Origin of the sequence: Mycobacterium sp. 050128, assembly GCF_036409155.1 — a bacterium.
In the GTDB taxonomy this organism is placed as follows: domain Bacteria; phylum Actinomycetota; class Actinomycetes; order Mycobacteriales; family Mycobacteriaceae; genus Mycobacterium.
The window spans coordinates 104,475-124,137 of record NZ_JAZGLW010000003.1; the positions used below are offsets into that span (position 1 = coordinate 104,475).

21 protein-coding genes are annotated in these 19,663 nt (G+C 63.5%); 7 read left to right on the forward strand and 14 right to left on the reverse strand.

What is annotated here, in order from left to right; genetic code table 11:
- Positions 1 to 86 precede the first annotated feature (86 nt).
- Positions 87 to 2,024, forward strand: a complete 1,938-nt coding sequence (htpG, locus tag SKC41_RS21175; protein WP_330979656.1) for a molecular chaperone HtpG — start codon at positions 87 to 89, stop codon at positions 2,022 to 2,024.
- Between the two features lie 71 nt (positions 2,025 to 2,095).
- Positions 2,096 to 2,335 carry a hypothetical protein gene (locus SKC41_RS21180; protein ID WP_330979657.1) on the forward strand — a complete coding sequence of 80 codons (240 nt, stop codon included), beginning with the start codon at positions 2,096 to 2,098 and terminating at the stop codon, positions 2,333 to 2,335.
- Here SKC41_RS21180 and SKC41_RS21185 read toward each other — a convergent pair.
- Positions 2,332 to 4,098: a DUF3556 domain-containing protein gene (locus SKC41_RS21185; protein WP_330979658.1), complete on the reverse strand. Its 1,767-nt coding sequence runs from the start codon at positions 4,096 to 4,098 to the stop codon at positions 2,332 to 2,334. The two genes, SKC41_RS21180 and SKC41_RS21185, sit on opposite strands and share 4 nt — an antisense overlap.
- Before the next feature lie 490 nt (positions 4,099 to 4,588).
- Entirely contained in the window at positions 4,589 to 6,208 is a 1,620-nt protein-coding gene (locus SKC41_RS21190; protein WP_330979659.1) for a GMC family oxidoreductase, read from the reverse strand.
- Positions 6,209 to 6,335: 127 nt separating this feature from the next.
- On the opposite strand from SKC41_RS21190, the gene SKC41_RS21195 reads away from it, so the two are divergent.
- A complete protein-coding gene (locus tag SKC41_RS21195) occupies positions 6,336 to 6,953 on the forward strand; it encodes a TetR/AcrR family transcriptional regulator (RefSeq protein ID WP_330979660.1) in 618 nt (205 codons plus the stop codon).
- 3 nt (positions 6,954 to 6,956) lie between these two features.
- Here SKC41_RS21195 and SKC41_RS21200 read toward each other — a convergent pair whose 3' ends face one another.
- The 7 genes from SKC41_RS21200 to SKC41_RS21230 all read right to left on the reverse strand — a co-directional run bounded on the left by SKC41_RS21200 (position 6,957) and on the right by SKC41_RS21230 (position 11,376).
- Positions 6,957 to 7,520, reverse strand: coding sequence for a hypothetical protein (locus tag SKC41_RS21200; RefSeq protein ID WP_330979661.1), 564 nt, complete (start codon positions 7,518 to 7,520; stop codon positions 6,957 to 6,959).
- Positions 7,521 to 7,573: 53 nt separating this feature from the next.
- The gene (locus SKC41_RS21205) at positions 7,574 to 8,041 is read right to left on the reverse strand and encodes a hypothetical protein (RefSeq protein ID WP_330979662.1); all 468 of its coding nucleotides are present in this window, start codon (positions 8,039 to 8,041) and stop codon (positions 7,574 to 7,576) included.
- A gap of 172 nt (positions 8,042 to 8,213) precedes the next feature.
- Complete coding sequence (locus SKC41_RS21210) at positions 8,214 to 8,525, reverse strand: hypothetical protein (RefSeq protein ID WP_330979663.1); 312 nt, start codon at positions 8,523 to 8,525, stop codon at positions 8,214 to 8,216.
- Positions 8,526 to 8,733: 208 nt separating this feature from the next.
- Positions 8,734 to 9,051 (reverse strand): excalibur calcium-binding domain-containing protein, encoded by a 318-nt coding sequence (locus tag SKC41_RS21215; protein ID WP_330979664.1) that lies wholly within the window; start codon positions 9,049 to 9,051, stop codon positions 8,734 to 8,736.
- A gap of 32 nt (positions 9,052 to 9,083) precedes the next feature.
- Positions 9,084 to 9,590 carry a DUF2505 domain-containing protein gene (locus SKC41_RS21220; RefSeq protein ID WP_330979665.1) on the reverse strand — a complete coding sequence of 169 codons (507 nt, stop codon included), beginning with the start codon at positions 9,588 to 9,590 and terminating at the stop codon, positions 9,084 to 9,086.
- A gap of 84 nt (positions 9,591 to 9,674) precedes the next feature.
- Positions 9,675 to 10,433, reverse strand: a complete 759-nt coding sequence (locus SKC41_RS21225) for a sensor domain-containing protein (RefSeq protein WP_330979666.1) — start codon at positions 10,431 to 10,433, stop codon at positions 9,675 to 9,677.
- Positions 10,434 to 10,620: 187 nt separating this feature from the next.
- Positions 10,621 to 11,376, reverse strand: coding sequence for a sensor domain-containing protein (locus tag SKC41_RS21230; protein ID WP_330979667.1), 756 nt, complete (start codon positions 11,374 to 11,376; stop codon positions 10,621 to 10,623).
- 99 nt (positions 11,377 to 11,475) lie between these two features.
- Here SKC41_RS21230 and SKC41_RS21235 point away from each other — a divergent pair, with 99 nt between their 5' ends.
- Positions 11,476 to 11,835, forward strand: a complete 360-nt coding sequence (locus SKC41_RS21235; protein WP_330980068.1) for a bleomycin resistance protein — start codon at positions 11,476 to 11,478, stop codon at positions 11,833 to 11,835.
- Here SKC41_RS21235 and SKC41_RS21240 read toward each other — a convergent pair.
- The 3 genes from SKC41_RS21240 to SKC41_RS21250 all read right to left on the reverse strand — a co-directional run bounded on the left by SKC41_RS21240 (position 11,806) and on the right by SKC41_RS21250 (position 14,348).
- A complete protein-coding gene (locus SKC41_RS21240; RefSeq protein WP_330979668.1) occupies positions 11,806 to 12,717 on the reverse strand; it encodes a DMT family transporter in 912 nt (303 codons plus the stop codon). The genes SKC41_RS21235 and SKC41_RS21240 overlap by 30 nt on opposite strands.
- Positions 12,718 to 12,729: 12 nt before the next feature.
- Positions 12,730 to 13,119: a DoxX family protein gene (locus SKC41_RS21245; protein WP_330979669.1), complete on the reverse strand. Its 390-nt coding sequence runs from the start codon at positions 13,117 to 13,119 to the stop codon at positions 12,730 to 12,732.
- Positions 13,120 to 13,217: 98 nt separating this feature from the next.
- Positions 13,218 to 14,348 (reverse strand): NDMA-dependent alcohol dehydrogenase, encoded by a 1,131-nt coding sequence (locus SKC41_RS21250; protein ID WP_330979670.1) that lies wholly within the window; start codon positions 14,346 to 14,348, stop codon positions 13,218 to 13,220.
- Positions 14,349 to 14,495: 147 nt separating this feature from the next.
- Here SKC41_RS21250 and SKC41_RS21255 point away from each other — a divergent pair, with 147 nt between their 5' ends.
- Positions 14,496 to 15,671, forward strand: a complete 1,176-nt coding sequence (locus tag SKC41_RS21255; RefSeq protein WP_330979671.1) for a thiolase family protein — start codon at positions 14,496 to 14,498, stop codon at positions 15,669 to 15,671.
- Positions 15,672 to 15,769: 98 nt separating this feature from the next.
- On the opposite strand, the gene SKC41_RS21260 is transcribed toward SKC41_RS21255, so the two are convergent.
- Positions 15,770 to 16,360, reverse strand: coding sequence for a hypothetical protein (locus SKC41_RS21260; RefSeq protein ID WP_330980069.1), 591 nt, complete (start codon positions 16,358 to 16,360; stop codon positions 15,770 to 15,772).
- A 158-nt stretch (positions 16,361 to 16,518) separates the two neighbouring features.
- Here SKC41_RS21260 and SKC41_RS21265 point away from each other — a divergent pair, with 158 nt between their 5' ends.
- Together SKC41_RS21265 and SKC41_RS21270 are read left to right on the forward strand one after the other, a co-directional pair.
- A complete protein-coding gene (locus tag SKC41_RS21265; RefSeq protein ID WP_330979672.1) occupies positions 16,519 to 17,247 on the forward strand; it encodes a 3'(2'),5'-bisphosphate nucleotidase CysQ in 729 nt (242 codons plus the stop codon).
- A 151-nt stretch (positions 17,248 to 17,398) separates the two neighbouring features.
- Complete coding sequence (locus tag SKC41_RS21270) at positions 17,399 to 18,301, forward strand: metal-dependent hydrolase (RefSeq protein ID WP_330979673.1); 903 nt, start codon at positions 17,399 to 17,401, stop codon at positions 18,299 to 18,301.
- Positions 18,302 to 18,365: 64 nt separating this feature from the next.
- Here SKC41_RS21270 and SKC41_RS21275 read toward each other — a convergent pair whose 3' ends face one another.
- On the reverse strand, positions 18,366 to 19,622 hold the full coding sequence (locus SKC41_RS21275; protein WP_442931742.1) for a sulfotransferase family protein: 1,257 nt from the start codon (positions 19,620 to 19,622) through the stop codon (positions 18,366 to 18,368).
- Between the last annotated feature and the right edge of the window lie 41 nt (positions 19,623 to 19,663).

The window sequence follows — 19,663 nt, forward strand, 5'->3', positions numbered from 1 at the left end:
CCTTCACCGGGTGGGCTGACCTGTTCAGGGTAGGCAGGCCGGACCCCTAGACGTTAACGATTCCCAACTCGGTAAATTTGAATCCCATGAATGCCGGTGTTGAGCAGTTAGAGTTCCAGGCCGAGGCGCGCCAACTTCTCGACCTGATGGTCCATTCGGTCTACTCCAACAAGGACTCGTTTCTGCGGGAGTTGATCTCGAACGCGTCGGACGCACTCGACAAGCTTCGGCTGGAGGCGTTTCGGAACAAGGACCTCGACGTCGACACCTCTGACCTCCACATCGAGATCGAGGTGGACAAGGGCGCGCGCACCCTCACCATCCGCGACAACGGCATCGGCATGACGCGCGAAGAGGTCATCGGCCTGATCGGCACCCTCGCCAAATCGGGTACCGCCGAGCTGCGCCAACAGCTCAGGGAGGCCAAGAACGAGGCGGCATCCGAAGAGCTGATCGGCCAGTTCGGTATCGGCTTCTACTCGTCATTCATGGTGGCTGACAAGGTGGAGCTGCTGACGCACAAGGCCGGCGAAAGCGAAGCCACCCGGTGGGAGTCGACCGGCGAGGGCACCTACATCATCGAATCCGTACCAGACGCCCCGCAGGGCACGGCCGTCACCCTGCACCTCAAACCCGAAGACGCCGAAGACGAGCTCCACGACTACACCTCGGAGTGGAAGCTGCGGAGCCTCGTGAAGCAGTACTCCGACTTCATCGCGTGGCCCATCCGGATGGAGGTCGAGCGACGCACTCCCCCCTCTCAGGAAGAAGGGGCGGAGGGCGGCGAAGAGGTCGTCACCATCGAGACCGAGACCTTGAACTCCATGAAGGCACTGTGGGCCAGGCCTAAGGACGAAGTGTCCGACGAGGAATACAAGGAGTTCTACAAGCACATCGCGCACGCCTGGGACGACCCGCTCGAGGTCATCGTGATGAAGGCCGAGGGCACCTTCGAGTACCAGGCCCTGCTTTTCATTCCGTCACACGCGCCTTTCGACCTGTTCAACCGGGACGCCCAGATCGGCGTGCAGCTGTACGTCAAGCGGGTGTTCATCATGGGCGACTGCGACCAGCTCATGCCGGAGTACCTGCGGTTCATCAAGGGTGTGGTCGACGCGCAAGACTTGTCGCTCAACGTTTCTCGCGAAATCCTGCAGCAGGATCGGCAGATCAACGCGATTCGTCGCCGCTTGACCAAGAAGGTCCTGTCCACGATCAAGGATCTGCAGTCGGAGCGGCCCGAGGACTATCGCACCTTCTGGACCCAGTTCGGCCGGGTTCTCAAAGAGGGCCTGCTTTCCGATGCCGACAATCAGGACACCTTGCTGCAAATCTCCTCGTTCGCGTCGACGCACAGCGAGGAGGACGCGACCACGCTGGCCGAATACGTCGAGCGCATGAAGGATGGGCAGGAGCAGATCTTCTACGCCACCGGCGAGACGCGGCAGCAAATCCTCAAGTCGCCGCATCTGGAGGCATTCAAGGCCAAGGGCTATGAGGTCCTGATCCTCACCGATCCCGTCGACGAGGTCTGGGTCGGCACCGTGACCGAATTCGACGGCAAACCCCTGCAGTCGGTGGCCAAGGGCGAGGTGGACCTGGATTCCGGCGACGAGTCGAGCGACGCCGAACGTGAGGAGCGGGAGAAAGAATTCGCCGACCTGCTGACCTGGTTGAAAGAGACCTTGACCGACCACGTCAAGGAGGTCAGACTGTCCACTCGCCTGACCGAATCGCCGGCGTGCCTGATCACCGACGCCTTCGGGATAAGTCCCGCGCTCGCGCGCATCTACCAGGCCTCCGGGCAGAACATCCCGATCGGAAAGCGCATCCTGGAACTCAATCCCGACCATCCGCTGATCACCGGGCTGCGTAAGGCTCACCAAGAGCGCGCCGACGATCCGACGGTCGCCGAGACCGCGGAATTGTTGTACGGAACTGCGCTATTAGCCGAGGGCGGTGCCCTCGAGGATCCGGCCAGATTCGCCGAATTACTGGCGAATCAGTTGACTCGCACACTGTAAACGGGCAAAACGCGCCCCTCGGTCGAAATTGCGTGCGGTTGAAACATGACCGAAGGGGATAATCCCATCGCATGCCCACGTTTCGAGCTATCGACCCGCATGGCGAGATAGTCGCAGCGAAGAATTTCGACAGCGCAGAAGCTGCACACGCATGGTTTATGGACACCATCGCGGGCAGTTCTGAGCTGGGTTGGCGCATGGAGGTCGACGACGACGGTTCCTGGGCTTTTTTCGACGACACCGGCGGGTTTACCGCCCCCGCGAGCCGTCGTCCGCGCAAACTTCGGATACAAGCGCCCGGGTGCAACTAGTCGGCGGTGGACAGCCGCTTCTCCGCGCGCGTCAGGTGCACCGGGAACTCGTCGCCCGGCTCGGGCCAGGGCTGACGCGCCAGCATGTCCGCGACGGTGACGTAGCCTTCCTCGATCACCCCGGCCTTGGCGTCCGCGATGCGATACCACTGCCGTTGGGTCTGAATGGGTTGGCCTTCCAGAATGACCACCCGCACATCGCCCTCGTCGAACTGACAGCGCCGCTGCAGGGCCTCCAGCAGTTGCTCGTTGTGTAGGTGGCCTTCGCCGAAGTTCCAGCCGACCAGGGGACCGGCGACGACTTCACCCTCGCGCATCCGGTAGTCGGCTTCGTTGTCGACGGCGCGAGGCAGCAACCCGTTGAGTGCGCGACCATGGGTGTGCATCGACCGGAAGGCACCGGCCTTGTCGATGGTGATCTCGGCGGTCGCCTCGTCGTACAGCCTGGCCAGTTGCTTGGCAGTGAGCGCTGAGCTTTTCACGACATTGGCTTCGATCTTCTCCTCGGCGCCGGCGCGGAAGCACCAGACGCTGGTCGCCCAGTTACCGGCGTAGTAGCGCATCGCGGGCAGGAACGAAAACTGCTGGGGGAAAAGGTTTCCCAGAATTGGAACCACGGCCAGGGCGACGACGAGGATGGCCAGCAACAGCGGCGATTGAAGGTCGGTGGCGTGAATTGCGTTGTAGTGCCCGAACAAATAGAACAGCGAGAAGATCAGGAATACATTCCACTCCAACGGAACTCCCATCGGGAGGTTGGAAATGATGTTGAGGTGGAAGATCACCATGAAGGCGATCAGGAACCACGCCCAGCGATGGCCATCGGCGAAGAAGACCAGGACCAGGGGCACCAGAAATTCGGCCGTAGTGCCGCCGACATGCGCCATGACTTTCGGTACCCAGGAGGGACGTATGTCATTGACCGGGTCCAGGTAGAGCCGGTGCTTGACCCAGTTGAACAATTTGCTGCGCAATAGCGGGTGGTTGCTGGTCATCGCCGCCACGACGTACGGGAAGTGATGATTGAGCTTGGATGTCGCCGCGCCCCACCACAGCGCGAGCATGACGATCTTGAAGCCCGCGATCTGATCGGTGAAGGGAAAGAAGAACACGAACAGGGTCAGCCAGTAGTGCTCGCCGCGGGCCGCTAAGAACACCGTCTTGTCGCGCAGGCCCAACAACGCCAGGGCGACGATCGCCGGCACCACCACCATCGGGTCGAGCAGGCCGACATCGCCGCCGGTCGCGGTAACCGGGCCGCCACGGCCGGGAGAGAGTAGTGCCCAGACGCCGGAGGCAAGCACGATCGCGTAGAGGGCCACGTCGACGATCGAGCGACTATCCCCGCGGGTGAAGGGAATCATGCGCGGCCAGGGTGGCAGGCGAATCGTGTTGGGTCGCAACCAGAACAGGAAACCTCCGATGGGCGGCCAGAACCGCGCTGTCAGCGGCCCGGAACCGCAACCCAGGCCGAGGACCTCGAACAGCAGCGTGAACACCACGACCTTCTGGTACACGATCGGTTGGGTCCACCACTGGGCGATGCGATCGAGGCCGCCCAGCCCCGGGGTCAACGCGATGACCGCCGCAGCCCCGCCGGCGTAGGCGGCCATCTTCAGTACATACAGCAGATAGATCGCCGACGGCGTGCCGAAGCCGTGTTCCACCCAATGCCGGGTCACCACTTGCATCCGCGTGGACCGGGGCAGTGTGGGCCAGGTGTCGTGGTCGACGTCGGGAAGGTCGGGCGTGATGAATCCCATGATGGCCTCGTTCCGCGTTGAACCCAGTAGGCGATTACTCAATGTAGCGCCACCACGCGATTGAGTCGTGAATGCCTCGATCGAAACTCGATAGGCGAACGACAACACGCATTGCCTTCTGAGGAAGAGCTCATCGTGAGCCTTCGCTGGCACGCCGCTCCGAAATAGGCTGTCGTGACACGATTGCCATCGCAGCCGCGCATGAAATCGCGAAATGCCAAAGCGAATTCAGCTCTGCCGCTCTGCTTGCTCACGCGATGGCCGTTCGGCCGATGGTTTCAGCGAGAGGGCGAGATGAGTTCGACGACAGAACAGGTGGTGCCCGCACGTATTCGTGGTTGGGCTTTTCATCATTCCGCTGGCGCCCGAGACGCACGGCGAGACGTGGCCACAGTAGAGCAGTCGTCACGTGTTCTTCGTCGGGGCGGTAGAGGGCGAGCCGCGATCGCCGATCTCGTTGCGAGTCGGATTGCTACCTGACTCTCCGCTGTCAGCGCCGCGTATCGAAGTTCGGGCGGCGGGAAATCTTGATGAGGTCGGCACCCTTTTCGGCGATCATCACCGTCGCGGCGTTGGTGTTCCCACTGATGATCGCGGGCATCACTGATGCGTCGACAACCCGAAGTCCCTCGATACCATGAACTTTGAGCTCGGGATCGACGACCGCTCGTTCGTCGATACCCATCGCGCAGGTGCCGACCGGGTGGTACTCGGTCTGCGACCAGTTCCTCGCGTGAGCGGCCAGGGTGCTCTGGTCCAGGTTCTCTTCGGCGGGGAGATTAATCCCCTTGAGGAACTTCCTCAACGAGGGCTGGTGGGCGATCTCGATTGCCGCGCTCAGGCCCGCGATGACGTCGTGAATATCTGCCGGGTCGGAGAAGTAGGCGGGATCGATGCGCGGAGGCTTCAGCGGGTCGGCGTAGCCCAGCCAGAGCCGGCCGCGGCTGCGCGGGTGGGTGGGGGCGGCATTCATCGTGAAATTCGGCAGCGGCGGACTGAAGTGTCCGTGGTCAACGAATGATGTTGGTCCGCCGATGAATTGGATGTTCGGGATGCCATCGCCGACGGTGGACAGGAATCCCCCCACCTCGCCGCCGTTGGAGGAGAAGGGGCCACCGCGCCGGTTCTGCCACAGCTCAAGGTTTTCCGGGCTGGCCATCTCCAACAGATCCGTCGAATCCTGAGTCCCCCAGACAATGGGGGTCATCGTGTGATCGTGCAGGTTCTCTCCGACACCCGGGAGGTCGGCTTTGACATCGATGCCGAGTGCACGCAGCGCATCGGCCGGGCCGATTCCCGACAGCAGCAGCAGTTGCGGGGAATTGATCGTGCCGCCGGACAGAATTACCTCCGCCGCGGCATAGACGGTCGCCTCCGCGCCATCGTGCAGGTAGGACACGCCGGTCGCACGAACCCCATCCACGAGAATCCGGGTCGCTTGGGCATTGACCCGCACGGTGAGGTTGGGCCGCCCGAGTGCCGGTCGCAGATAGCCATCGGCGCCCGACCATCGCCAACCTTCATGGCAGCTGACTTGGTAAGCGCCCGAACCGATTTGGGATACACCATTGAAGTCCTCGGTGGCCTCCAAACCCCATTCACTCGCCGCGCTGATCCACTTGTGCGAGAGCTCATGGGTGAACATCCGGTCCTCGACGTGTAGGGGGCCGCTCTGACCATGCAGCGGTTCACCGAGGCGGTTGTTGTTCTCCGCCTTGATGAAGTAGGGCAGCACGCTGTCGTAATCCCACCCAGCGCAGCCGCGTTCGCTCCAGCCGTCGAAGTCCGCGCGGTCTCCGCGGATGTAGACCATCAAATTGATCGCGGATGAACCACCCAGCGTCTTGCCGCGAGGGTAGGTCGCCGATCCCTGATAGTGCGTCTGCGGTTCGAGGCGATAATCCCAGTCGACTTCGGTCCCGAACAGGGAACTGAAGATGGCGGGGACCCGAATCGCGTCCTGGGTGTCCTCGGGACCCGCCTCAAGAAGGAGGACTTGAATCGACGGGTCTTCGGACAGCCGATTGGCCAGCACGCATCCAGCGCTGCCAGCCCCGACGATCACGTAGTCGAACGAATTGTGTGGTGAAACTTGCCGTGAAGATGTCATGTGCCCAACGTACTCATATCTGAGGTCACGTGCAATCAGATGGTGACTGACCCCACATGGTGCGGTCGCATGTGCGCAGGTGGCTTATGCTTTTCATCATGGGACGCGCGCAATCAGAAAGTCTTGAATGAGGGATTACGACGGAAAGACCGCGACGGAACGGGTCGCGGAGCGCCGCGCGCGATTGGTCGATGCCGGCATCGAGTTGTTCGGCGAGCATGGCTACGCCGGCACCTCCATCCGCGCGGTGTTGCGTCAGGCGGGACTGCGCGATCGGTATTTCGGCGAGAGCTTTGCCGATCTCGATGCGCTGTTGGCGGCCGCCTACGACCAGCTCATCGATGAGGAAGTCAGTGAATGCCGCGCCGCGATCGCCGCCACCGCCGGGGCCTCGGAAGGGGCGCGGGCGATGATTGATTCGATCAGCCGCGGCCTGGACGGCAACCCCGGCCATGCGCGCATCAAGCTTCGCGAGGTGTTTTCCGGTGGGCCGATGGTTGCGGTCCACCGCCAAGAAGGGCTTCGCAAACTGGCCCAGCTCGTCGCCGACCTCTTGCCGGCGGTGGACGGCGTCGACGACCGTAGCCGGCTGTTGCTCGGCGTCGGTGTCGTAGCTGCCGCCGACGCCTATTTGCTCGCGTGGCTGGACGGTGACTTGGACGTGACGCGAGAAGATGTGGTCGATCTGGTGACGCAACTGTTCGATTCGGTGGCGTCCGGCATGACGGTCAACCGCCCGGGGTAGCGGTCAAATGCCATCGACCTGCAGCAGCGCGTGGGCCTTCAAGGTCTGCTGGGCGTGGTCCACGAACCGTTTTCGCGCCTCGCTTAGTGCCGCCAGCTGGTTGTCGACGGCGACGCGAGTCTGGTGAACGTGTTGCTCGGGTGCCGAGGATCGGATGGTTTCGCGGTGGGTGTTGGCGGGTTCGACCACTCGATCGGCCGCGTGACGAATTTCCGCACAGGTGGCCGCCAGTTCGGGAAATCCGATGAGGCTCAGGCTGTCTGCTGTGGCGGACAGTCGCCGGATTTCACCCGCCAGGGTGAGCATGTTCTGGGTGAACACCTCGTCGTTGGTGGCAAAGGAGCGCACGTTGTAGAGGCGGTCGATCTCGAATGCGTGCCCAGCGGCGTGCGATCCGAGCTGCAATAGCGTTTCTCGTAACCACTTGTGATGATCAAGTATGCGCGCCGATCGGATGGCGGCGCGGCTGTTTTTGTTGTTGATCATGACGCCGAGGAATGCGGTCGCGGTGACGAGTATTGACCCCAGCAGGGGCAGCCAGGGTATCCACCAATGCGTGTTGTCCATGGTGTGCCAGTATCCCTGGTCCGCGGTCGCGGCAGGCCGGGTTGCAAGCGTCGTCAGTAGCCGATCGATGCCAAGAAGGAACCGCGCGGCTCCTGGTAGTGACCCAGCGCCATCATGTTCAGCAGGTAGACGACACGCAGGCCGTGGTCGAAACACCATCGCAACAACTCGGCGTTGCGCAACGGAACAAGAAATCCATTCCAGGAGAACTTCTCTGCATCGGCGATCAATGCCTCGAGATCTTCGTTGCTCACGGCGACGGAGTGGCCGGTGAACCCGACGTCGGTCGTGTAGCCGGTTATTTGGCCGTCGCGCTCGACGACCTTGGCCGCTCCCCGTGCGACCCGACCATCGGATTCGGCTACGACACTGAAGTATCCGGGGTGAGGGTGCAACGCACCGACGAGATCGTGAGCATGTCGGACCGAGGGAAAGTCCGACGGAAAGTTGTGCCGGGCAGCGATCGCGTTGAAGGCTTCGTAACAGATCCGTGCGGCCGCGTTGATGTCTGCCTCTGTCATGGTACGTATACGGGTCATCTGGTGGTTCCTCTATCCGTCGCCTGCACTAACGACGCAGCCTACCTAGTTGACCGGCGGCCAAACACCCTGCGGTTAAAAGCTTTACCCTTCCAGAAGGAAGCAGGTCCCTCTCAAGGACGCGAAAACACAAGGGGGAGAGCCGGGTACGTTTCTAACTGCCGATCACGAAACAGCGGCCGCTGCTCGACGCGAGTAGCACCTCCTGAACCGCTGACTTATCGATGGTCGGGAATTCGAAGCGATGCGTTTGTTGGCCCGCCTCGATGGCGGCATCTTGAGACTCGTTGGTGCCGTCCTTCTTACGCACTATTGCCGTGACCTTGTCCGGCTTCGACATGTGCTGCGGCTCGTGGAAGTACCAGACTTCAATTCCCGCCCCGGCTGAATTCGATTGCCAGCCATCGGAGTAGTAACACGCGGGATTCCCCTCGGCGTCCGGCGGCGGCGGTGTGCAGATCGACAATCCGACACAATCGGGCGGCGCGCTGCTCGTCGTCGCCGGCGAAACGGTCGTAGTGACAGGGGGCGAAGCGGCAATGCTGCTGCTCGCCAAAGGTTTCGCCGAACTGGAGCCCGACTTACTCGGGTCGGACGCCAGGTGCGAGCCGCACGCCGTTACGGCGATACAGCACATCGCGCTGGTGGCGATCAATCGGAACAAGGGTGCACTCTCAGTGGCAGATTTCGCAGGCAATGCCGTCGTTGTCCCGGTCAAGAGGGGGCCGATAGCCCGGCTGTCCCCGATAAATCGGAGCCACACCGGCATCGCAGGCGGCCTTGCAGTTCGGGTAGTACACGCTCGAACCCGTCGTCGGTGCAGGAGACGTTGTGGTGGTGGATGGGGCCGCGTGGGCTGTGGGCGTCCCCGCTATCCCTAGCGCAATTGCTCCCACGGCGAACATCTGACGAAGCATCGGGCAAAACCTCTCATTAGCCAGGCAGCGTTGGTTGCTAACGAGTACAGAGCTAACACCTCGACGTACTTGCATGGCAAGGGCGAAGCGCCGGGGCAGTAGGTCGCCTAGAAGTGGTCGGCGATCCAGGTGGTGGTGAAGCGCTGCACAGCGGGGATGCTGTCAGACAAACCTGCACCGAGAGTCTTCTCGAGTTTGCCGCCCACCAATGGGATTTTGACGTGCACATTGACCGCGAACCGCAACTGTGTGCCGTCGCCGCTGGGCTCCAGCCAAGCTTGGGCGCGGGCCCCGCCCACCCCGGGCGACGTCGAGACCTTGACCTGGCCGAGAACCTGGCCGTCGCCGTTGGGTTTCCACGTCTCCTCATGGACGAGTTTCAGCTCGCCGGGTGTGAACTTGGCGACCGGGCCGGGCAAAAGCTGGCGTCCCAGGTGCTGCGTTACCCGCACTGTCACCCTGCCGGCGGGGTCGAAATCCAGCGAGTCCAGCGTGGTGGTCGCGGCGTCCCCGAGGGCGATTCGGGCCAGCCAGTAGTCCTCGCGACTGAACGCCGAATAGATCTGTTCAACGCTGGCGGGCGATTCGGTGGAGACGTCGAATGAGCGCGGCATAGCAACCCATTCTTACCAAAGTCGCGGCTGTCGTGTCGGGCTTGCTCGAATCGACTGAACGCCAGGGGAACTGATACGCGACGGCTACTGCTTGTCGACTTTGGCCGCGATCTGTTTGGCGGCGCTGACGCCGGCGTCTCCCGGATCCTTACGGCACGCTTCGGTGTCGATCACGACGTTGTTGCGCACCGTCAGCGCCCGTTGGCAGCTCTGCGCCATCGTGTCGCTGCCTTTACTCAGACTCACGCTCACCGTGGTGCTCAGTATTCCGTTGCTGTTGGAAACCGGTCCCACCTTCCACTGAATGTCAGGAGCGTCCGGGTCGCCGCCGCTGGGAACGGTTTCCTGGTGGTTGGCGCAGGCGGGCCAACGCTGGGCCGACGTGTTGAAGAAGGCGGTCGCCTGGTCGGCGGACGGAAACAACACCACGAATTGGCTGATGTCAGGGTTCGGATCGTTCGACCCCGCGGGGATCGGCGCAGTGTCACGCTCCCCATGCACCGCGGTGTTGCCGCTGCCCGCGTAAACGGGCGTCAAGCCCTCGCCGGTGATGTAGAGGCACTCGGCCGGGAATTTGTATCCCTTGGGGAACACCTCGGTGCTTTTGTCCTCTTGGAGCGTGTCGAATGTCTTGTCGGACTTCGAACCCGTGACGCCCAGCACGCTGTCGACTTCGGCGGGAGTGAGCAAAAGGCTCGCCAGCGCGGCCTGCGCCAGGGGAGGCTTCGACGAAGTCGTGGTGGTGGTCGACGACGAAGCGCTGCCACCCCCGTTGCTACCGCCGCAAGCAGCAATCAGTATCCCGGTAGTGGCGACGGCGGCGGCGAGTGCGAATGGGCGCATCGTTGGTGCCTTCCTGCTGGGGGCGAGTGATGCGCGCACTGCGCGCGTCGACTGTTCGGAGGGTGTTTGCGGATGGAGCATACGACAGCTGCGCGGGTCCTGTGGTGTTTGCGGGTAGCGAGACACATCCAAAACGTCCAGCGAGATCGCAGCGCGAACTACTGAATTCGTGCCGAGGGCGCAACGCCTACTGCTTGTCGACTTTGCCAGCGATCAGATTGGCGATGTCGACGCCCACGTTGCCGGGGCTTTGGCGACAGCCGTCAACGTCGATCGCGACGTTGTTGCGTACGGTCAGCGCTCTCTGGCAGGTCTTGACGATGTGCTCGCCATCCTTGACAAGGTTTACGGACACGGTTGTGCTCAGAACTCCGTTGTCATTGGAAACCGGCCCCACCGTCCACTGGAAGCCCGGGGAATTCGCGCCGTCGGGAACGGTGCCTTGGCGGTTGGCGCACGCGGGCCAGCGCTGGGCGGAGGTGCTGAAGAAGGCGCTCGCCTGCTGGGCGGCCGGAAACATCACCACGTACTGGTTTGCGTCGGGGCTCGACTCACTCGATGCCCCAGGCGTGGGTTCGGTGATTCTCTCGCCGTGCACCGATGTGCTCCCGCTGTTGGCGTATACCGGCGCGAGGGCGGGTCCGGTGATGTACAGGCATTCCTCCGGGAACCTGAAGCCCTTCGGGCCCATCCCGGCGGTTTGGTCTTCTTGCAGCGAGTCGGAAACCTTGTCGGTCCTCGAGCCGGTAACCCCGAGAACACTGTCGACGTCGGCGGGAGTGAGCAAGAGATCCATGAGTGCCGCCGGCGCGACCGCTTGCTTCGAGGCGCTCGTTGGGGTCGGCGCTGAGGAAGGGGTGCCGGTGCCACCCCCGTTGCTGTCGCAAGCCGCCGCCAGCATCACGGTGGCGGCGACTGCGGCGAAGGCTGGTAGCTGACTCATCATTGAGTGCCTTCCTGCTGCGGTCGACTGGGGTGGAGCATACGACAGCGTTCGCAGCGCGATCGGGACGACAGCTGACAGACTCACGGTGTGCCCGAAATCGATTTCGCCTCGGTAGCCCCGATCATTCCCGTTCGAGATCTCGACATCGCCTTGGATCGTTACCGCCGACTCGGGTTCGATGCCCGCAGCTACGAAGGCCCCGACCGCTACGGCTTCGTCGACCGCGGCTCGGTGTCGATGCACCTCAGCGAGTGGGCCGAACACGATCCACTGCGCACCGCATCCAGCGTGTACTTCTATGTCAGCGACGCCGACGCCCTTTACGCGGAGTGGGCGGCGCTGAAGGATCTCGAGGGCCGCTTGGTGGAACCGGTCGATACGCCTTACGGTTTAAGGGAATTCGCCTACATCGATCCCGACGGGACCTTACACCGGATCGGTTCGCGGAGAAGTTGATCGCACGTCGGTCGGCGCATCGGTGGCCGGGGCTCCAGCGGCCTGGCTTTGCGCCAGCGCCACCGCCGCGGCGATCATCACCGCGACCGACATGCCGAGCACAACCATGCCGACGTGGTTGGTGCTCAACGTCTCGCCCAGCACGATGACGCCGAGCACCGAGCCGACGAGCGGCTCGGCGACCGTCACCGCGGGCAGCGACGCGGTCAGCGGGCCGGCCCGAAACGCCGACTGCTCCCAGGCCGTCGCGGCGATCCCCAGCACCGCCCACACGTACAACTCGGGCGTTCGCAACAGCTCCGGAATGCCGCGGCCGAGTTGGTCCACCACGCCCTTCGTCAGCACCGAAAAAAGGCCCCACAGCGCGCCCGACATCAGCCCCAGCAGCAACGCGCTGAGCCATCCCGAGGACAAGCGAGCGCCGATCACACACACGATCAGTGCAGGCCCCAGGATTAAGGCCACGATCGTCCATGTCTTGATTGACCCGCGCGGAATGCCAGCCTGGGGGTTACCGACGGTCACCACCACTGCGACGGCGGCGACGAGCAGGACGGCCCAAATAGCTTGCCAGCGAGATATTTTGCGGTGATTCGCCGTGCTGCTGATGAGCAGCGCGAACAGCAGCGAAGTCACCGACAGTGCCTGCACGAGAACCACCGAACCCAGGCCGAGCGCCGCAGCCTGCAGCCCGAACCCGGCGGCGGCCACGAGACTGCCTAGCCACCAACGGCGATCGCGCAGCAGCCGATGGAAGAGCGCCGGGGTGCTGACCGGTTTGTCGGTGACCTGCCGAGCGGATCGCTGTTCTAGGACGTCTCCGATGCCGATCATCAGGGCAGCCGCCAATGCGAGCAGCACCGCGATTCCGGTGGTATTCATCGAATGCTCCGGTTAGCTGTTGCGCATGATCGTCAACGCCGTGGTGATCATCGGAATCTGAAGCGGTAGCCGGGCGAAGGCGGCGATGCGCATCGGCCACGGCTTGTTCCACCACAACCGGCACATGTTGACGTTGGCCGGGAACACCCCGATGAACAGCAGGACGGCGGCCAGCGCGGCGAACCGCCGCGTCTGTCGCGGCACCAGCAGGGCGCCGGTGGCAATCTCGGCGACACCCGATGCGTAGGTGTAGAAGCGCGGATCTCCCGGCAGCTCGACGGGGACGATGGTGTCGAACGGTTTGGGGGCCAGGAAGTGCACGGTGCCGATACCCATCAACATCGCTGCGACTCGGTATGCGGCGGTCTGGGCCTCACGTTGGGCTACGGGGGTGGTGGTCATGGACTCATTGTGCTCACGCCCGGACCGCGAGCGTAGCGCCACGTCGGGATTCCGCCGAATTTTTCACCGTGGCGTTACGCTCGCGGCAAAGCGGCGCGTCAAATCCTGTCGGCGTCGGTGAACCGGATGACGCCGCGGATGTTGCGCCCCTCGAGCATGTCGCGATAGCCGTCGTTGACCTGCTCGAGACGGTATTCGCGGGTCACCATGTCGTCGAGGTTGATCTGACCCAGTTTGTAGAGCTCGAGGATCGCCGGGATGTCGTGTTGCGGGTTGCCTCCGCCAAAGATGCTGCCCTGCAGACTTTTCTGAAGTAGCGACAGCCCGGCAAGATTCAGCGTGACGTCGGTGTCCATCACGCCGCCCATCGCGGTGAGGCAGCACACCCCGCCCTTGGCGGTCAGGCCCATCCAGGATTCGACTTCGCTGCCCTCGGTGCGCCCGACGGTGACGATCACCTTGTGGCACATGAAGCCGCGCGTCACCTCCGCGATTCGGCCGAAGGCGCTGGCGACATCGGCGAAAGCCTCTGTGGCGCCGAACTTCAACGCTTGCTCGCGCTTCCAGTCGAACGGGTCGACTGCGAATACCCTTCGGGCCCCGGCGATTCGGGCACCTTGCAATGCGGCGACACCCACACCGCCGATGCCGATGACCGCCACGTCCTCACCGGGTTTGACCGCTGCGCTGCGCACCGCCGAGCCAAAGCCGGTAGTCACCCCGCAGCCCACCAGGCAGGCGACTTCGAACGGGATCGTCGGATCGACCTTGACCACCGAGGTGTGATGCACCACCACGTACGGCGAGAAGGTCCCCAGGAGTGACATCGGCAGGACGTTGTGTCCTTTCGCGGTCACCCGATAGGACCCGTCGGATACCGATTGGCCCGACAGCAGGCCCATACCGAGGTCGCACAGGTTGCGCAGCCCCGTCTGACACGGCTTGCATGTCCCGCACGACGGGATGAACGACATCACCACGTGGTCGCCGACCGCCAGATTCTCGACGCCCTCCCCGATCTCGGTGATGATGCCGGCGCCCTCGTGGCCGCCCAGCACCGGAAAGCTCGGGATCGGGAAGTCGCCGGTCAACAGATGTTGATCGGAGTGGCACAGGCCGGCCGTCTCCAGCTGGACGGTCACCTCACCGCGGCGGGGATCGCCGATCTCGATCTCGTCGATCGACCACGGCTCGTTCAACTCCCAGACCAGCGCACCTTTGGTCTTCAACGGTCGGCCTCCGTCTTTACCCGAAACGCTTAATTGTTAGCGCCGTCACAGAGCCCCGGCGTACCGAATTTAGAGCATTACTATTGCCTATACAGTATTTGATACGATTCGCGTCGTCTGACCGCCCACCGCAGCGAGGTTAAGAACATGGGTACACCTGTCATCGTCGGAGCTGTCCGGACGGCCATCGGCCGTTCGTTCAAGGGGACGCTGGTCAACACACCGCCGGAGACCCTGATCACCGCGGTGCTTCCGGAGGCGGTCCGCCGGTCCGGCGTCGACCCAGCCGACATCGACGACATCATCTTCGCCGAATCGCATTACGGCGGTGGAGATTTGGCGCGCTACGCCGCCACCGCTACCGGTCTTGAGCACGTTCCCGGTCAGTCGGTCAACCGGCACTGCGCGGGCAGCCTGACTGCCATCGGCAATGCCTCGGCGCAGATCGGCTCGGGTATGGAGCGGGTGCTGATCGCCGGCGGTGTGCAGTCGCTGTCGATGACGCCGCTGACGAACTGGCGCATCCCGGGCCCGGAGCTGAAGTTCGAGGAGCGCTGGATGCCGCCGACGCACGTTGAGACGCCGGATGCGCCCGCCAAGGACATGTCGATCACCGTCGGTTGGAACACCGCGCAGAGCGTCGGCATCACCCGCGAGGAGATGGACGCCTGGGCCGCTCGCTCGCACCAGCGCGCCGTCGCGGCCCAGGACGCCGGCAAGTTCGCCGACGAGATCTTGCCGCTGAAGATCACCCAGTTCGACGGCTCGGTCACCGAGTTCGCCGTCGACGAGCACCCGCGTCGTGACACCACCATCGAGAAGCTCGCCGGCCTGAAGGTGCTGCACCCGGAGATCGAGGGCTTCTCGATCACCGCGGGCAACAGCAGCGGCACCAACGACGCCGCCGCGGCCGTCGCGCTTGTCGACAGCGACTACGCCAAAGCCAACAAGCTCAACGTGATGGGTACGGTCAAGGCGTGGGCTGCCGCGGGTGTGCCGGCGCGGGACTGCGGTCTGGGCGCGGTGAAGGTCATCGGCAAGGTGCTGCAGCGGGCCGGCTTGTCGCCGTCGGATGTGGCGCTGTGGGAGATCAACGAGGCGTTCGCCTCGGTGCCGATCGCGGCCTGCCGGGAGTACGGCCTGGACGAGGAGAAGGTCAACTTCTCCGGTAGTGGCTGCAGCCTCGGCCACCCCATCGCCGCCTCGGGCGCGCGCATGGTCACGACGCTGGTCTACGAGCTGGCTCGCCGCGGTGGCGGTATCGGTGTTGCCGCTATGTGCGCGGGCGGTGGCCAGGGCGGCGCCGTCGTCGTCGAGGTCTAAGCGAGTTTTCGCTCTGCCGAACGTGCTCTGACGGCGGGATTTTGCCGATTTTTTCGCAGTGAGAGCACGTTCGGCGCGTATGCGGTACCAGAGACGTTTCAGTTGCAGAACGTGTAGCCGATGAACTCGGTCTGGCGGGTATCGCTGGGCGAATAGTTGACGAAGTGCACCGCGGGCATTCCGTTGTACTGAGTGTTGATCGGTTGCGCGTTGGGGGGCGGGACGCCCTTGGGGAAGGCCAGGATCATGTCGCTGAAAATCTTGAGGCCCACCACGCAGATCGCGTCCGGACGTGGCTTCTGCGCATTCCACGCATGAACGACAACCGGTTCGGTGAGTTGGGTGCCGGTGGCGCAATTGGGATCGCACAACTTGAAAACGGCGGTTCCGGTCCCGTCGGCGCCCTGCGGTCCCCACGAACTCCATGACATGTCTTGCAGCGCAACGGCAACACCCGCGCATCCCAGGACAGTGAGCTTCTTCGGACGCGCGCTCGGCTGGACCGACGGGTTGTAGCAGCCCGGAATGGCGTAACTGTCCGGCGGGGCGGGTGGTTGGCTGGGGGACTGGGCCGTCGTGCTCTGCTGGCCCTGGTTCAGTTTCACGCCGGCGAAGATCAGCACACCCACCAGTAGAAGGGCCACGACGATGCCGATCGCCGTCAGCCGCCCCCGCGGAATGTGCCGCAATTCGCCCGTTTCAGAGACGTTGCCGCTCACGTTCTCCAGGTTATGTCAGATGCCGACTGCGGGGTGCCGCCTGTTCAAGCAACATGGCACGGTAAATTTGGTCAACGCTACCAACATAGGGAAGTATTGAGACTCTCGCGACGGGTTAGGAGTAACCGATGAATGACCACGCACTGGCTGCGCGTTTGGCCACCGAGGCGGGGCAGCTGTTGCTCGGTGTGCGCGAGGAATTCGCCGACGCCGATGCGAGCGAACGGAAAGCGGCGGGGGACAAGCGATCCCACGACTTTCTGATGCAAGCGCTCGGCGCCGAGCGGCCCCAGGACGCCGTGCTGTCCGAAGAGGGCGCCGACGACCCGGTGCGGCTGCGCTCCGAGCGGGTGTGGATCGTCGACCCGCTGGACGGCACGCGGGAATTCTCCGAGCTCGGACGCGACGACTGGGCGGTGCACGTCGCGCTCTGGCAGGCCGGTGAGCTGGTCGCCGGCGCCGTGGCGCTGCCGGCCCAGGGCATCACGCTGGCGACGCCCGACGTTGCCGCGCCGCCCGCCGCGCCGGCCCAGCCGCGCATCGTCGTATCACGAACTCGCCCACCCGCTATTGCGTTGGCGGTGCGCGACGCGTTGGACGGCACACTGGTCGAAATGGGTTCTGCCGGGGCAAAAGTCGCGTCGGTAATTCAGGGGCTGTCGGATGTCTATGTGCACGCCGGCGGACAGTTCGAGTGGGACTCGGCCGCCCCCGTCGCGGTGGCGCGTGCGGCCGGCTTGCACACCTCCCGCATCGACGGGTCGGCGCTGCTCTACAACCAGGCCGATCCGAAGTTGCCGGATGTGGTGGTCTGCCGCCCCGAGCTTGCGCAAGCGGTCCTCGCCGTCACCGGTTGACGCCGCCGAACTGATCGAGCCCCCAGGTGATCTGCACCTGGGGGCTGATTATTGCGCCCCATGAGGCCTTGACTCATCCTCATGAGGCCGCAACAATCAGATCTTACACCAGATGTAACTCTGTATAATCATGTTCCGCGGGAATGGACCAGTGACTGATCTCGAGGTGCGACGGCCTAAGTTCGACTTCACCGACGACGTCCCGTGGGTTTGGCATCCGGAGAACCCCGCCTTTTCCTTCTTCATGAACGCCACGTCGATCATCGCCATCTGTTTCGAGCAGATGATCGTGGCCGCGGTGCAGGAGGCCAAACCGCGGATGACCGACGCCGATGTGGCAGCGGAGGCGACCGCGTTCTTGCGCCAGGAGGCGCAACACTCCAGCTCGCATCGCAAGCATGTCAACGCATTGATCAAGCTCTATCCGGGCCTGCAGCAGACCTTCGACGATGCGATGGCGTGCTTCGACACGCTCACCGCGACGAAATCGCTCAAATTCCGACTGGCCTACATCGCCGATCTGGAGGCCACCTTCACGCCGTCGTTCAAGCTGATGCTCGACAACGAGGCGACGCTTTTCCGTCCGGGCGACGATCGAGTGGCGTCATTGTTCTTGTGGCACTTCGTCGAAGAGGTCGAGCACCGCAGCTCGGCACTGGTGATTTACGACGCCGTCGTCGGCGACAACTGGTATCGCATTCGTGTCTTGCCGGCGGTGGTCAAGCATCTGCTGCGGGTCATGGCCGTCATCGTCGACGGTGTCAACGTGCACGTGCCACTAGGCGATCGCAAGGTTGACGCGCGAACGCTGCTTCCCGCCTACGGGGCATGGGAGACTCTCAAACACAAGCTGGCGTCGGGTAGTCGACCGGTTCCGTCGGCCTTCGCGAGCGTGCCGCGCAAGCAGATACTTGTCGCCGCCGGACGTGTGCTGATGAGCCAAACTCCTTATCACAAACCGGAACACGAGCCGCTGCCGCAATTCGCCGATCAGTGGTTCGAGCGCTGGAAGCGCGGCGAGGACGTCGTTCGGTGGTACACCGCGGTCGGCTAGGGAGAGCCGCACGACGTCTCAGTGCGGTGCGCGATTCAACGAGATCACTTGTCGCGCCAGGCGGCTACGCCGAGCTCGCGGCAGCCGGCTTGACGAACCGCTCGACGTAGGGCGCGAACCGCCGACGCAGCTCCTCCTTGTCGAGCCCCAGGTCTTCGGGATGGTACTCGACGCGGCCCAGCCGACCGCGCTCATGGCCGGCCAGATACTGTGCCACAGCCTTTCTCGACTCCTCGGACGGTGAGTAGCCGGCCGTGTCCCAGACACGCTGCGCCATCGCCAGGTCGTCGGCCATGAACTCGTCGAAGCGGACGTCGATGGTGCGGTCGGCCGGCAGCCGATCATGGTCGCGCATGCACGCGCTGAGCAACTCGTCGATGCGGGTGATCCAGTATTCGGCCACGGTGTGCACGTCGACCTCGTCGACGCTCATACGCATGGTGTAGGTCATCATCGTGGCCATCGACACCGCGACGTCGACGGGGTCGCGGTGGGTGACGATGAACGTTGCGTCGGGAAATACGTTGAGGATGGGGATGAACTGCTCGAGATGTTGCGGCGATTTGAGTACCCAGCGGCGCTGGTAGCCGTCTTGGTGCTGCAGCACCTGCAGCATCATGCGCAGAAACTGGTAGGCCGGGGTCTGATCGTGCTCGCGCAGGTAGTCGGACCAGCGCGGCAGATGGGTGAGCGTGGTGAAGAAGCCGCTCGAAAAATCCTGCACCATCAGCCCGATGTCTTCGTGAATGTGGTCGACCGTCATCTCATGCATCAGCGTGAAGTACGGCATCAGCGTGTTGGAGATGTTGAGGGCGTCGCCGGTGCGCTGGCGGCGAGGCTCAATGGTGCCTTCCTCGCCGGGGGCGGGCAGTGGCTCCTGGGCTTCCCAGTACGGAAGTGAGCGCAGCGCAGGGTCGGCCGCCAACAGACTGTGCAGATGAGTGGTGCCGGTGCGCGGCAGCCCGGCGATCACCATGGGCGCCTCGATGCTGACGTCGAAGATCTCGGGGTGTCGCTTGAGATGGTCGATGACGCGCAGCCTGCCCTTGAGGAAGGTCAGCATCAGGGAGAACGCGTAGGTGCGGCCGAAGGGGGTCAGCCGCGGTAATTCGTGGAACGCCTCGAGCAGCACCGCCATCCGCTCCCGATAATCCTGTTCGCCGAAGTCGGTCAAACCCGTCTGCGCAGTGGCTTGTTCATGCAGGGCATCGGTGCTCAACGGACAGTAGTCGGCCATCGCGGCCATGCCGTCGATGATCGCCTGGGCTTGGGGCGTAAATGTCGGTTTGGCGAGATCGGTGATGTGGATCGCGTCGCTCACATCCGGACCATACATATGTCGTTACACATTTTACAAGAGAC

What these genes read in the sequence shown, in the direction of transcription:
- SKC41_RS21230 (WP_330979667.1), bottom strand. Translation starts at nt 11,376, where the DNA reads ATGAGTCAGCTACCAGCCTTCGCCGCAGTCGCCGCCACCGTGATGCTG.
- SKC41_RS21245 (WP_330979669.1), bottom strand. Translation starts at nt 13,119, where the DNA reads ATGACCACCACCCCCGTAGCCCAACGTGAGGCCCAGACCGCCGCATAC.
- SKC41_RS21185 (WP_330979658.1), bottom strand. Translation starts at nt 4,098, where the DNA reads ATGGGATTCATCACGCCCGACCTTCCCGACGTCGACCACGACACCTGG.
- SKC41_RS21255 (WP_330979671.1), top strand. Translation starts at nt 14,496, where the DNA reads ATGGGTACACCTGTCATCGTCGGAGCTGTCCGGACGGCCATCGGCCGT.
- htpG (WP_330979656.1), top strand. Translation starts at nt 87, where the DNA reads ATGAATGCCGGTGTTGAGCAGTTAGAGTTCCAGGCCGAGGCGCGCCAA.
- SKC41_RS21240 (WP_330979668.1), bottom strand. Translation starts at nt 12,717, where the DNA reads ATGAATACCACCGGAATCGCGGTGCTGCTCGCATTGGCGGCTGCCCTG.
- SKC41_RS21190 (WP_330979659.1), bottom strand. Translation starts at nt 6,208, where the DNA reads ATGACATCTTCACGGCAAGTTTCACCACACAATTCGTTCGACTACGTG.
- SKC41_RS21220 (WP_330979665.1), bottom strand. Translation starts at nt 9,590, where the DNA reads ATGCCGCGCTCATTCGACGTCTCCACCGAATCGCCCGCCAGCGTTGAA.
- SKC41_RS21180 (WP_330979657.1), top strand. Translation starts at nt 2,096, where the DNA reads ATGCCCACGTTTCGAGCTATCGACCCGCATGGCGAGATAGTCGCAGCG.
- SKC41_RS21225 (WP_330979666.1), bottom strand. Translation starts at nt 10,433, where the DNA reads ATGCGCCCATTCGCACTCGCCGCCGCCGTCGCCACTACCGGGATACTG.
- SKC41_RS21205 (WP_330979662.1), bottom strand. Translation starts at nt 8,041, where the DNA reads ATGACAGAGGCAGACATCAACGCGGCCGCACGGATCTGTTACGAAGCC.
- SKC41_RS21265 (WP_330979672.1), top strand. Translation starts at nt 16,519, where the DNA reads ATGAATGACCACGCACTGGCTGCGCGTTTGGCCACCGAGGCGGGGCAG.
- SKC41_RS21195 (WP_330979660.1), top strand. Translation starts at nt 6,336, where the DNA reads ATGAGGGATTACGACGGAAAGACCGCGACGGAACGGGTCGCGGAGCGC.
- SKC41_RS21215 (WP_330979664.1), bottom strand. Translation starts at nt 9,051, where the DNA reads ATGCAAGTACGTCGAGGTGTTAGCTCTGTACTCGTTAGCAACCAACGC.
- SKC41_RS21200 (WP_330979661.1), bottom strand. Translation starts at nt 7,520, where the DNA reads ATGGACAACACGCATTGGTGGATACCCTGGCTGCCCCTGCTGGGGTCA.